The organism is Paenibacillus sp. GM2FR, from assembly GCF_002803325.1.
GTDB lineage: Bacteria > Bacillota > Bacilli > Paenibacillales > Paenibacillaceae > Paenibacillus_AQ > Paenibacillus_AQ lautus.
Genome location: NZ_MKZM01000008.1, coordinates 745,014 through 757,993, shown reverse-complemented (window position 1 = coordinate 757,993; position 12,980 = coordinate 745,014). Strand labels below are relative to the sequence as shown.

Here is a 12,980-nt window from a genome sequence, read left to right as displayed (position 1 = left end):
CTTTATTCGATGTCTGCAGCGATCGGCAAGGGTCCCATCAGATCGTTTACCGCGCGGAACACGTCCTGCTGGCGCATGAAATGCTCCCCTACCAGAACACCATGTGCCCCAACATAATGCAAGTAGGAAATATCGGCGGGGCCTGATATTCCGCTCTCGCTGATCAACGTAACTCCCTCCGGGACTTGTGCCGCGATATCGGCCGTTGTCTGCAGCGAGGTTTCAAATGTCCGCAGATTGCGGTTGTTAATCCCGATAAGCTGCGCCGTTCCCAGCCCAAGAACCGATTCCAGCTCTTGCCCATCATGGACCTCAATCAGGCAATCCAAGCCAATGGAACCAGCGATGTCTATAAAATTCGCGATCCGCTGCGGATCCAGTATGCTCGCTATCAAGAGAACCGCGTCCGCACCTAACAGGCGCGCTTCGTAAATCTGAGTCTCGTCAATAATAAAATCCTTGCGCAGCAAAGGAATGTTGACGGCTGCCCTTACCGCCTTCAAATACTCTCCGCTACCCTGAAAATAGTCCATGTCGGTCAGCACGGATAGGCAATCGGCATCGGCTGCCTCATAAGCTTTGGCGATCATAACCGGGTCAAAGTCCGGACGAATTAACCCTTTGGACGGCGAAGCCTTCTTCACCTCGGCGATTAATCCCATGCTGCGTTTACGCCCCGTGGACAACGCCTTCTCAAAACCGAGAGTCGGCGGTAAATCCGCTATTTGCCTCTCCGCCTCCGAGATGCTGAATGTATCTCGCAGCTGAGCAACCTCTCTGCGCTTCGTTTCTACTATTCGATCAAGATACATAACTCATTTCCCCCGTTCTTGAGATCAGCTGCTCCAGCTTGGACTGAGCCAGCCCTGAATCGATGGCTCCCGCTGCGCGCTGCACACCTTCGGCCAAACTATCCGCAAGCCCGGACACATAGATGCAGGCACCGGCATTGGCAAGCACGATATCCCGATAAGCACTGCGCTCACCACGCAGCACCGATCCGATGATGGCCGCGTTCTCTTTTGCATCGCCACCCAGAATATCGCTCATCGGATGAACCGACAGTCCCAGATCATGCGGATGAATATCATACGTTCGGACTTCTCCGCCGCGGAGCTCGGATACTCGAGTAGGCGCAGAGATGCTGATTTCATCCAAACCGTCATGGCTGGTTACCACCATGGCCCGCTTCAAGCCAAGCTCTTTGAGCACCTGCGCGATGGTTTCCGTTTTGTTCATATCGTAGATCCCGAGCATCTGCCGATCTGCCCCCGCCGGGTTTGTCAAAGGCCCCAGCATGTTAAATACGGTTCGAACCCCGAGCTCTTTGCGAGGAGCAGCCGCATATTTCATCGATGGATGATAGATTTGGGCAAATAGGAAACAGATGCCGATATCGTTCAGACAGGCTGTCGCTTGCTCTGCCGTCAAGTGAATATTGACGCCCAGAGCCTCCAGCACATCGGCACTGCCCGCCCGTCCCGATGCCGAGCGGTTGCCGTGTTTGGCCACTCTGACCGAAACCGAGGAGGAGATAATGGCGGATACGGTAGAAATGTTAAATTTATGAATGCCGGATCCACCGGTGCCGCATGTATCCAGCAGCTGGTTTCGCTCGGTAACGACGCGCCCGCCCGCACCACGCATCGCCTCGGCAAAGCCGGTGATCTCTTCGACCGTCTCCCCCTTCATTCTCAAGGCCGTAAGCAGCGCCCCGATTTGAGAATGGGTTGCCTGGCCTTCCATAATGGACTGCATGACCCCGCGCGCTTCCTCCCGGCTCAGATCTTGACCTTGAATCAGCTTCGTAAGGCTGGATTGCATCGTTTCCATGACGTTCATTACGTTCTCCTCCTTCGGTTTAAGGTGTGTATTGGTACAGGTAATCCTGATTAATTAAATCGTTAGCACCCGTGCTGGACGGGAACATCGCTTCCGCGACGCGGATCGCCTTCAGCATCCCCTTGGCTTTGTTGACGGTTTCTTCATATTCCTTCTCCGGTACCGAGTCCCATACGATGCCAGCCCCCGCCTGGACGTAAGCTTTGCCATGACGAAAAATGATCGTACGGATCGTAATGCAGGAATCCATGTTGCCGCCAAAGCCCAGATAACCGATGGCCCCCGCATATGCGCCTCTGGCCTCCCGCTCCAACTCGGCAATGATCTCCATTGCCCTTAGTTTCGGAGCACCGGATACCGTTCCTGCCGGCAAGCAGGACAGAAAAGCATCGAAGAAATCCTTATCCTTGCTCAGCTGACCGGAAACGCTGGATACCATATGCATCACGTGGGAGTATTTTTCAATCTCCATGAACGTGTCGCACTTCACCGTGCCGAACTCTGACACACGGCCTAGGTCATTGCGGCCCAGATCCACCAGCATCAAATGCTCGGCGCGTTCCTTCTCGTCCTGCAGCAGATCATCAGCCAGCGCCTGGTCTTCGGCCTCATCACGGCCCCTAGGTCTGGTGCCTGCAATCGGTCTTGTTTCCAATCTTCGTCCATCTACCTTCACCAGAGCTTCCGGCGAGGTTCCTACGATAATGTCGTCGTCCATTTTGAGATAATACATATACGGCGAAGGATTCAGCGTTCTCAGCACCCGGTAGACGTGAAGCGGCGATACTTCGGTCTCAATGTGAAAGCGCTGGGACAATACCACCTGAAAAATGTCACCTGCGCGAATGTATTCCTTCGCTTGATCCACGTTGGAAAGGTACTTCTCTTTTGTCATATTGGATTTAATGTCACCCATATCAACATCAGCCGGAATGCCTCTGGAGTTCACGTTCTCCCGCGGTCCCTGTTCTTGCAGCTGCTCGGCCGCCGCTTCCAGGGCACGGCATACCTCCATGTAGGTCTGACGGATGGTATCGTCCGAATCTCCAGGTTTCACGTGCACGTTGCCCACCAGCATGATCTGCTGCTTCACATGGTCGAAGACAATGACTTGATCGCAAAACATGAACCGGATATCATCCATTCCGAGATCGTCCATCGCATGTGGCGGAAGCTTCTCATAATATTGGAGCAGGTCATATCCGAAAAATCCGATAGCCCCTCCGGTAAAAGGAGGCATCTCCTTCAGCTGCGGGCTGCGGTACGTCCGCAGCAGCGCCTTTAACTCCTCGACAGGTTTTCCTTCCAGCAGGGAACGCTCTCCGTTCCTTTCAATTTCGATCTTGCCTTTTTTGCCCGTGATCATTAAGAAGGGGTCTGTTCCGATAAACGAATACCGCGCCCACTGTACTCCACCCTCAACGCTTTCAAGTAAAAATGCCCGTTTCCGCTCCGCATACCGCTGAAAAATGCGAATCGGGGTTTCCATGTCGGCTAACAGTCTGATCGCTACCGGAATCAGGTTATATTCACCTGCCATAGCCACCACTTGCTCCATTGATGGATTCGCCATGTCAATCCCTCCTTAATTGATGATATACAACAAAAAAACCTCTACCGAAGTAGAGGTTAATGTTCAGAAAAAGTCTATGAAAAAAAGAGCGCGGTCAAGGAATTCCAACCCATTCAACGACGAACTACAGCGGCTATTGTTCCAAAGACGGATACAAGAAATAGGCTTGTAACCAGCCGTACGAACATGCTGTACTATTCATCATGAAATCAAGTTCATCCTTAATCCCGATTATGTTATTACCTAAAATGCCTCAGCTCTTCTCAACTCAACTCATCTGTAAAACCTAACTCTACTCAGCTATTCTGATATCACTATACAGGATGATGCCGTGTTACTGCAACCCTAAATTTCTACATCAAGCGTTGGAGCCTGATAAATCCGGACGCAGCCGCTTGGCTTCGTTCAAATACACATGCTTAATCTCGCTCTGGCTTTTATCCGTATTGACCTGCACCATAAACCGGATGCAGCGCGGCAGACTGCCTTGAACCGGTATTTCAACCGAACACATTAAAGGGACGAGATCCCAGCCCTCCAGCTGACGTATCGCTTTCGCCGGAAATGTCGCATCCAGATCCTGTGTCATCGTAATCCATATGTTGCTGATATACTCCGGCTGAAGCTCGTTTCGTCTCACCATCTCTTCAAGCAGCCGCAGCGTTTCCTGTACAATCTCCTGCTCATCGTTGCGGGTGACGGTTGTCGCCCCCCGGATTCCCCGATTCATCATGAACTATCCCTCTCCCTTCAACTGTTCAACCACGGATCGAACAGCTTCTACCGGTACATCCTTAACGATGCTGACGGTGCCGATGGATTCCGGTACGATAAATACCATATTCCCCTCGGCGAACTTTTTATCGTGCTGCATAGCGTCCATAATTCGCTCAACCGAGACGTCACCCGGCAAGGTTACCGGCAGATTGACCGCCTTCAACATGCTCACTGTCTCGTCGTGCAGATCCGATGGTCTGCCGAGCTTTTCGGCAAGGCGGGCCGAACCGGCCATTCCGATTGCAATCGCCTCACCGTGCAAAAAGCGTCCGTAGCCGCCAACGGCTTCAATGGCATGACCGATGGTATGACCCAGATTAAGGATGGCACGCAAACCGCCTTCCCGCTCGTCCTGGGAAACCACGTCCGCTTTGATCGCGCAGCCGCGCTCCAGGCCATATATCAACGTATCGGGATCCAGGCTCAGCAGCTTCTGACCATTCTCCCGGCACCAATAAGCAAAATCACGGTCCATGATCAAACCATGCTTCACCATTTCCGCAAGACCTGAGGATACCTCACGCGGAGGCAGTGACATCAGCGTATTCACATCATAAACGACCATAACGGGTTGATGGAACGCACCGATCATATTTTTGGCTAACGGATGGTTGACCGCCACTTTGCCGCCGACGCTGCTGTCATGGGCCAGAATGGTGGTCGGGATCTGAACAAACGTCACGCCGCGCATGTACGTTGCCGCGACGAATCCGGCCAGATCACCTACAACGCCTCCACCCAGCGCGAATACTGCCGAGCTGCGGTCCAGCTTGCCGTTAATAGCTGTAGTCATTACCTCTTCATAGACTTGAAGCGACTTGGAGGATTCACCGGAAGGGACAATATGGGAAATAACCGTGTATCCTTCCGATTTTAACAACTCCTCCACTTGCGACAAATAATGAGGTGCCACTTTATCATCCGTAACGATCAAATGTGGGCTCTTCCTTGTAATCCCATGCTTCGCGATCAGCTCACCGATGGTATCCAAAATCCCAGCTCCGATATAAATCGGATATGAACGCTCTCCCAGTTCCACCTGAAGTGTTCTCATATTAGTAGTTCTCCAGCTGCTTCAGGTAGCTCTGGTAATTCGCATGAATCTCTTCCATCGAATCACCGCCAAACTTCTCAAGAAACGCCTTTGCTACCTCCCAGGTAACAACATGCTCCATGACAACGCTGGCTGCCGGAACCGCACAGGCATCCGAGCGTTCAACCTGAGCCGTGAAAGCTTCCTTCGTATCGATATCCACGCTTTGAAGCGGCTTGTACAGCGTTGGAATCGGCTTCATGACGCCGCGAACGACGATCGGCATGCCGTTGGTCATCCCGCCTTCAAATCCGCCCAGGCGATTGGTTGCGCGGTGATACCCGCGCTCTGCACTGTACATAATCTCGTCATGCACCTGGGAACCGGGCAATTGGCCTGCTTCAAATCCGATTCCGACCTCCACGCCCTTAAAGGCATTAATCGACATCACGCCCTGTGCGATGCGGCCATCCAGCTTGCGGTCATATTGGACATGGCTGCCCAGTCCAACCGGCACTCCTTCGATGATGCATTCCACGATGCCGCCGATGGAGTCGCCTTCTTTTTTAATCTGGTCTATGTAGGCTTCCATTTTCTTCTCGGTCTCTTCGTCCACCACGCGAACCGAGGAGGCTTCCGTACGCTCGATCAGCTCATCCATCGAAAGATTGTGCGGGGGAGCTTCGATCTCGCCGATCCGGATGACCTGGCCAGCCACTTTAACGCCGAATTGTGCCAGGAATTGTCTCGCGATAGCGCCAACCGCTACACGAACCGTGGTTTCACGGGCACTGGAGCGTTCCAGCACATTACGCAGATCCTTCAGGTTGTACTTCAAACCGCCGTTCAAGTCGGCATGCCCCGGTCTTGGGCGGTGCACCCGTCTTTTCACCTCGTCGCTACCTTCAATCGGCTCCACGTTCATAATGTTCTGCCAATGCTTCCAGTCGTTATTCTGCACGACCAAGGCGATTGGCGCACCGGTTGTATATCCGTGACGCACGCCCCCAAGGATTTGCGCGGTATCCTTCTCGATCTGCATGCGGCGCCCCCGGCCATACCCCTTCTGTCTCCGATGAAGCTGAAAGTTCAATGCTTCGAAATCAAGCTCCAAATTACTTGGAAGTCCTTCGATTATGGTTGTCAACTGAGGACCGTGTGTTTCCCCAGCAGTTAAAAAGCGTAAGCTCATGATGCTTTTCCCCCTTTAAACTTTTAAGCGTTAAACCGCTAAACTCCGTAAATATCTTCTGCTCATTATAGTATAGGTCCACCGCTTTGACAAGAATGTCGCAAGACAAGCAAAAGCGCCTCTCATCCTACGGATTGAAAAGCGCTTTTGCGTGATTGACAGCTGTCTCTATTGAATTTTACGGTAGAAAAAGGTTTCGTTGCTCTCCAGGCCATATTGTCCCGGATTAAAGATTTGTTCCGTGCTGCCCACAAACAAAAATCCGCCTGGCTTCAAGCTTGACGCAAACTTCTGGTACAGCTTATGCTTGGCCCCTTCCGTGAAATAAATCATCACGTTTCGGCAAACAATCAGATCATATCCAGTCTCAAACCGGTCCGTCAGCAGATTCTGCTTATGAAAGGTGACTTCCTTCTTCAAATGCTCACTGAAGCGATACACCGAGCCCTCTTCCTTAAAATAGCGGGCGGCTACATCCGGAGGCACATCCTTCAATGACCTCTCGACATATAGGCCTTCCTTCGCTTTATGTAATGCCCCATCATCAATATCCGTCGCCGCGATTCGCGCACGGCCCAGCATCTTCTGTTCGGACAGTATCATGGCAAGCGTATATGGCTCCTCACCCGTGGAGCAGGCGGCGCTCCATATTTTCAATACCCCGGGATTCTGCCGGGATATCTCTGGCAATATTTTGTCACGGAGAACTTCCCACCGGTTGGGATTGCGCCAAAACTCCGAGACGTTAATTGTCATCCGGTCCAAAAACTCATGAAATAATGGCTTGTCCTTCATCATGGCGTCATAGAAGGCCGAGAAGGTTTCAAACCCCTTCTTCATACGCAGCGTTGTCAGCCTTCGCTTCATCTGGGCCTCTTTATAATCAGCCAGATTGATCCCCGTGCTTCGTTCGATACTGCGAACAAAGCCGATATAATCCGGATCATCCAGCACAGGTTCATGTTCCGTCATCGTATCATCCTGTTTAATCAGATTATTCCGCTTCCTTAGCTTACAGCCAAGGGGACAGCGTCTTGTTATATTCAACTAATTCCTTCTCTTCAAAAAAATTGGCAATTTCGCGTTGGGCGCTCTCCGGTGAATCCGATCCATGAATCAGATTGTGGGGCGTATGGGCTGAAAAATCCCCCCGGATCGTCCCGGGCAGCGCATCCTTCACATTCGTTTTGCCGATCACCTGGCGGGACAAAGCAATGATGTCGTCCCCTTCCCAAACCATCGCAAACACCGGTCCGGACGTGATAAACCCAACCAGGTTCTCAAAAAAATCTTTGCCTTCATGTTCCGCATAATGGCGCTTGGCCTGCTCGTCTGAAATCTGCAGGAACTTGCCTGCAACCAGCTTGAATCCTTTATCCTCCAAACGGCCGACGATTCGGCCGATCAGCCCACGCTGTACACCATCGGGTTTAATCATTAAAAAAGTACGTTCCATTGGCCTCATCACGCTTCCCCTCATTCTAGGATATTGAACAATCATTCCATGCTCAGGTGATGTTACATGTTTGTACCCGTATTTTAACAGAAAGCAACCTCATGGTTAAGGCTAATATGACCGCTTCGTAATAAAATTTGCGATATCTCTAAGCTGTTTTTTGGTCTTGATGTCAGGCAAAGTATCCAATGCGGCCAATGCTTTACGGATATACCGATCAGCCAACGCCTCAGATCTCGATATACCATCGCTTGAGGTTACAAGCTCCACGGCGTCCGTCACATCACACTGGCCATTCATTGCATGAATCCGATCCAGCGCTTGCAGCAGCGGCTCCCTCCGTTTGCTATCTTCGAGAGCAAATATAACGGGCAGCGTAATATTCCCCTGCCTCATATCACTCCCCGGCGGCTTGCCAATCTGCTTCTCTGTCCCGCACAGATCCAGAAGATCGTCCTGAATCTGAAAGGCCATGCCGACGTTATATCCGAATCGATACAGACCGTTTGCGACCTTGCGGTCCGCATCCGCAGCCAGTGCTCCGAGCTGGCAGCTGACGGCGATCAAGAGTGACGTCTTGCGGCGAATGCGAAGAAGGTACCTTCTGACGTCCTGATCGGTATTAAAGAAATCACGAATCTGCTCCATTTCGCCGATGGACATCTCGACCATGGCCTTGGCGAGAATTTGATGAATCTCTGGCTGCTTCAGGTGGGTCGTCAACTCCAGCGCCTTGCCGTAAATATAGTCGCCGGTATACATGGCAATCCGGTTGTCCCATTTCGCCTTTACCGTTGGCTTACCGCGCCGCGTGTCCGCATCATCGATCACGTCATCGTGAACGAGTGATGCGCTGTGAATCATCTCGAGCGGCACGGCCACATGCTTCAGCTTGTCAATGTCATAGTCGCCGAACTTACCGCCCATCAGCACAAAAACAGGACGGAGTCGCTTGCCCCCTGCTCGGAGCAGATGCAAAGAAGTCTCTGTCAGCTCGGGGCTGTCGCCTTCGACACTGAGATAGAGTTCCTTCTCGATAACGTCCATATCTTTTTTTAATGTTCCGAATATGTCAAATCGTTTCATCTTTTCACCCGTATGCTTAGATTCTCTTTCCATAACTCCGGCACTACCTTGCAATCTTAGCAGGCCAAGTTCATCCACGAACTTGAAATATAAGCGTACCCCTTCCTGTTGTCGTTCGCCAAAATCGTAGCACAGGTTCGTCAAGCAGAATTGCAGCAGCCGCTAACTCCCCGATACACTCCGGCCTGCTAGTCACCCCATCTTGTATACAATTGATGTTCAATGCGTAAGCTGTCCAATACCTTGCCGACCAGAAAATTCACGATATCATCAATGGTCTTCGGTCCGTAATAGAACGCAGGCATCGCGGGAATGATTTTCACGCCAAGCTTGGCCAGCGCCAGCATGTTCTCCAGGTGAATCGCATGCAGAGGCGTTTCTCTCGGGACAAGCACCAGAGGACGGCCTTCTTTCAGCATCACATCCGCGGCGCGTCCCATCAGATTGTCGGAAGAGCCGTGTGCCACCGAGGATAATGTCCCCATGGAGCATGGCATAATGATCATGCCCTCCACCAGGAAAGATCCACTGGCTATCGTAGCCCCGATGTCAGAGATCGGATGGTACATCACACTCCCCTCGTATCCGCCGAATTTCTCGGCCAGCACTTCTTCGCGGTTGCCCGCCTGAAAGCCCATTTCCTCCTTCAGGACACGCCAGCCCGCATTGGAAATGATCAAATGCACATCAAAGCCCAGCGAGAGCAGGCTCTCGGTGAGGCGAACACCGTATATGCTGCCGCTGGCTCCCGTAATACCGACAACCCAGCTTTTTCTGCGCATGGATTTCATCAGATATACCGCACCACCAAATCAATCAGAGTGAATACAAACAGGATGATGCTCAGTGTGCTGTTCATCGTAAAAAAGGCGGTTTGCAGACGGCTCATATCGTTCGGCGACAAGATGTAATGCTGATAGAACAAAATTCCGCAGGCGATGATCATGCCGATCAGATACCACCAGCCAACCGGTGTGACAAAGAAAAGAACGATAAAACCGATGGCTGTTACTACGTGAAAGCCGCGGGCGAACCACAACGCTTTATGCAAACCGAACCGGGATGGAATCGAGTACAGCCTTTCTTTGGCATCAAACTTCTCATCCTGGCAAGCGTAAACAATATCAAATCCGGCTGTCCAAAACGCAAGCGCGATATAGAACACAATGGCCTTCCAGTCGATTTGACCGGTTACCGCAACCCATCCGCCAAGCGGAGCCAATGCTGTTGTAAGCCCGAGCACCAGATGACAAAGCCAAGTAAACCGTTTGGTATATGAATAAATAATAAGCATAAAAATAGCGATAGGCAGCAAACGGAAAGCAAACGGATCCAGCATGTAAGTGGCCCAGAAAAATACCGCGAAAGACAGAATAATGAATAAGATAACTTCCAGCGGTTTCAGCAGTCCTGCCGGAATGGCCCGATTTGCGGTGCGGGGGTTCTTGGCATCGATATGCTGGTCCGTGAGCCGATTCAATCCGAAGGCAGCGCTGCGTGCACCGAACATGGCAAGAAAGATCCAGCCGATATCTCCCCAGGATGGTAAACGGTCAAACACAACGGCCGATCCTAGAATCGCCCCCATAAAAGCGAAAGGTAGAGCAAACAGTGTATGCTCCACTTTAATCATTTCAAGATAAGTTCCTATTTTCTTAAACATCCAGATTCTCCTTGATCCCAATATGTAAGGCTGCTATGCCACCAGTCAAGGGATAGGCCTGAACCTGTTTAAGTCCGGTCTGACGGAAAGCTTCGGCAAGCTCCTCTCGTCCTGGGAACAAAGCCAGCGATTCCGGCAGCCACTTATACTGCTCGTAACGCTTGGCTACCAGTTTCCCCATCCGAGGCAGCACTTGTTGAAAGTAGAAATAATAAATGCCTTTGAACGGCTGCCAAGTCGGCTTGGACAGTTCCAAACATACAACCATCCCGCCAGGCTTAACCACGCGTTTCATCTCATGCAGAACCTGCATGTAATCCGGCACATTGCGAAGACCGAAACCGATCGTCGCGTAATCGAACTGATTGTCTTCGAACGGCAGGCTCATGGCATTCCCCTGAACCAGATCTATCTGTTGGTCCAGCCCCTGTTTGGCAACCTTCCCCCGGCCGACATTCAGCATCCCCTCACTGAAATCGAGTCCAACTATGTGTCCGGATTCACTTGCCTGTGCCATACTGATCGTCCAGTCGCAAGTACCGCAGCACAGATCGATGGCCGTATCGCCGCGACGCATATTCATCTTCTTCATCGTAAACTTGCGCCAGGCTTTATGTCTTCGAAAGCTGAGAATGTCATTCATAATATCATATTTTCCCGAAATGCTTTCAAAGACGGAATGTACGTATTGCTCTTTCGGATTTTTGCCGTCATGCTTGCTCATGTCTAACTTGGTTGTTTGATTATCCACAGCATCCCCCTACCCTTCACTTACGACGGACCGGTACGTGCTTAGCCGTTTCAGGAACGGGTCCAGCATACAAGCGTACGGGCTTTCTCCTACACGGCTTGCCAGCAGCAGCTGTACGGCATGAACGGACTCGCGCAGCTTGTCCAGCAGCTTCTCCGAAACCTTGTGCTTCAGGATCAGCTTCCTCCAGTCCTTCATATCCGTCTTCTTGCCTACCAGCATTTTCCGTTCCTCGTCGCTCCCCGACTCGATCAGATGCCAGTACACGTATCCGCATCTGCCGATTTCAGGCGTAGCACAGCGTTCCATCTCCTGAACAAGCGTCTCACATTCCGTAATTTCCTTGAGCAGCTTCTCCCATGTTTCTTGTACGGACTTCTCAAGCAGCGGAGTAAAAGAAAGAAACAGCTGCATATTCAGCTGTACCGTTAGCCGTAGATATTCTTCAGAAGGCAGCAGCGTTTGTTTCATTTTGCCGTATAATCTCATCTTCATCACGTTAACTTCGCTAACAGCCTTGCTAAGAAGCGAGATGACAGCAATTTCGCCCTTTAAGGCAAGGAGTTGATAAAAACGGCTGCTGAAATAATCCCCTGCGAGCACTTTTAACTGCCGGGATCGCATCATCGCCTCTCCTTGATTGCCCTCCGTAACGTCGATGCTCTCATGCGTATCGAGTCCCACCTGAACCAGTGAGGTAACCAGTGCGTACAATTCTTCATGTCCGGCAAGATTTCGTCCCGAATCCTTTAAAAATATGTATAGCAAATGAACACGGGCATCCGGAAAATTCGGAAGTTCCGTGTGGTTCTGAATCATATCATAATTTAAATATTTCTCTGCCAGTTCTGGTACGCGATACGGTTTCATTCTCAGCCTCCGTGCACTTGATGTTCTTTTGTCCAATTGAGCCCACAATCCAATCTATTATAACACATGTTCAAGGCGCGTACATGCCCTGTCATCTACTATTTTACCCCTTTCAGGGGCTGCTGAACTGCTTAAGCCAAAGATTCGTAAATGTTAGGTTAAGAGCGGCTGCAATGGATGGCGGAACATCGCCGTTCTCGAGCTGGGTCAGAGCTTCCGCATAGCGTGAGTCCCAGGCATCCTTATTCATATTCGAAGCCAGCAGCATATACCGCTTCCCTCCCCAACGATCGATGGCTACCACTCTTAGATACAGCTGCTGCACATTATCCGTTCCTTCGAACGTAAAGGACATAATGCTGGCGATATCCTCATAAACCTCGGCGGCCGTCTCCGAGGGATCGCTCAATTTGATATCCAGCGTTAGCGCGCCTTCATCATAATCTGCCCGGCTTATTTTCAAGTGAAGAGGAAGATTCATTAGGGAGTCCACTAATCCGGCATCGCTTAATTCCCGGCTGTGATAGGGTATCGCCGCTGTCACAGCGCCGACCTTATAACGGGCTTGCGATTGAAGCCCCAATAACAGTGCGAGCATGATACATGCAATCGCCGCGGGCAGGAGTACGGCTCGTACGGATCGCCAGTGCTTCATGTCCTAAACCTCCTCTATTCCTAGTTTCTTCCGCACCTCATTAGTCCATACCTCATTGTATAAAGAAAAAAAGCAGGCTATG

General features: G+C 51.2%; 14 protein-coding genes. All 14 read right to left on the bottom strand.

Annotated elements, in window-relative coordinates; translation table 11 throughout:
• Positions 1-2: 2 nt before the first annotated feature.
• The 14 genes from trpC to PAEVO_RS03625 all read right to left on the bottom strand — a co-directional run bounded on the left by trpC (position 3) and on the right by PAEVO_RS03625 (position 12,898).
• Positions 3-812, bottom strand: coding sequence for an indole-3-glycerol phosphate synthase TrpC (gene trpC, locus PAEVO_RS03690; RefSeq protein WP_100536322.1), 810 nt, complete (start codon positions 810-812; stop codon positions 3-5).
• Positions 802-1,842 (bottom strand): anthranilate phosphoribosyltransferase, encoded by a 1,041-nt coding sequence (gene trpD, locus PAEVO_RS03685; RefSeq protein WP_100536321.1) that lies wholly within the window; start codon positions 1,840-1,842, stop codon positions 802-804. Before trpD ends, trpC begins: the two co-directional genes overlap by 11 nt.
• A 19-nt stretch (positions 1,843-1,861) precedes the next feature.
• Positions 1,862-3,415, bottom strand: coding sequence for an anthranilate synthase component I (gene trpE / locus PAEVO_RS03680; RefSeq protein ID WP_100536320.1), 1,554 nt, complete (start codon positions 3,413-3,415; stop codon positions 1,862-1,864).
• Between the two features lie 358 nt (positions 3,416-3,773).
• Complete coding sequence (gene aroH / locus PAEVO_RS03675; protein WP_009595253.1) at positions 3,774-4,148, bottom strand: chorismate mutase; 375 nt, start codon at positions 4,146-4,148, stop codon at positions 3,774-3,776.
• 3 nt (positions 4,149-4,151) lie between these two features.
• On the bottom strand, positions 4,152-5,246 hold the full coding sequence (gene aroB, locus PAEVO_RS03670) for a 3-dehydroquinate synthase (RefSeq protein WP_100536319.1): 1,095 nt from the start codon (positions 5,244-5,246) through the stop codon (positions 4,152-4,154).
• Between the two features lies 1 nt (position 5,247).
• Positions 5,248-6,417: a chorismate synthase gene (gene aroC / locus PAEVO_RS03665; protein WP_100536318.1), complete on the bottom strand. Its 1,170-nt coding sequence runs from the start codon at positions 6,415-6,417 to the stop codon at positions 5,248-5,250.
• A 168-nt stretch (positions 6,418-6,585) separates the two neighbouring features.
• Positions 6,586-7,389, bottom strand: a complete 804-nt coding sequence (locus PAEVO_RS03660) for a CheR family methyltransferase (RefSeq protein ID WP_100536317.1) — start codon at positions 7,387-7,389, stop codon at positions 6,586-6,588.
• Positions 7,390-7,429: 40 nt separating this feature from the next.
• Positions 7,430-7,873: a nucleoside-diphosphate kinase gene (ndk, locus tag PAEVO_RS03655; protein ID WP_098743022.1), complete on the bottom strand. Its 444-nt coding sequence runs from the start codon at positions 7,871-7,873 to the stop codon at positions 7,430-7,432.
• Positions 7,874-7,984: 111 nt separating this feature from the next.
• Positions 7,985-8,959: a polyprenyl synthetase family protein gene (locus PAEVO_RS03650; protein ID WP_100539309.1), complete on the bottom strand. Its 975-nt coding sequence runs from the start codon at positions 8,957-8,959 to the stop codon at positions 7,985-7,987.
• A 188-nt stretch (positions 8,960-9,147) separates the two neighbouring features.
• A complete protein-coding gene (locus tag PAEVO_RS03645) occupies positions 9,148-9,750 on the bottom strand; it encodes a UbiX family flavin prenyltransferase (protein WP_100536316.1) in 603 nt (200 codons plus the stop codon).
• A complete protein-coding gene (locus PAEVO_RS03640) occupies positions 9,750-10,622 on the bottom strand; it encodes a UbiA-like polyprenyltransferase (RefSeq protein ID WP_100536315.1) in 873 nt (290 codons plus the stop codon). Before PAEVO_RS03640 ends, PAEVO_RS03645 begins: the two co-directional genes overlap by 1 nt.
• Positions 10,615-11,346: a demethylmenaquinone methyltransferase gene (locus PAEVO_RS03635; RefSeq protein WP_165789699.1), complete on the bottom strand. Its 732-nt coding sequence runs from the start codon at positions 11,344-11,346 to the stop codon at positions 10,615-10,617. The genes PAEVO_RS03640 and PAEVO_RS03635 overlap by 8 nt, the downstream gene beginning before the upstream one ends.
• Positions 11,347-11,382: 36 nt before the next feature.
• Entirely contained in the window at positions 11,383-12,243 is an 861-nt protein-coding gene (locus tag PAEVO_RS03630; RefSeq protein ID WP_100536313.1) for a heptaprenyl diphosphate synthase component 1, read from the bottom strand.
• 112 nt (positions 12,244-12,355) lie between these two features.
• The gene (locus PAEVO_RS03625; RefSeq protein ID WP_100536312.1) at positions 12,356-12,898 is read right to left on the bottom strand and encodes a hypothetical protein; all 543 of its coding nucleotides are present in this window, start codon (positions 12,896-12,898) and stop codon (positions 12,356-12,358) included.
• Positions 12,899-12,980 lie beyond the last annotated feature (82 nt).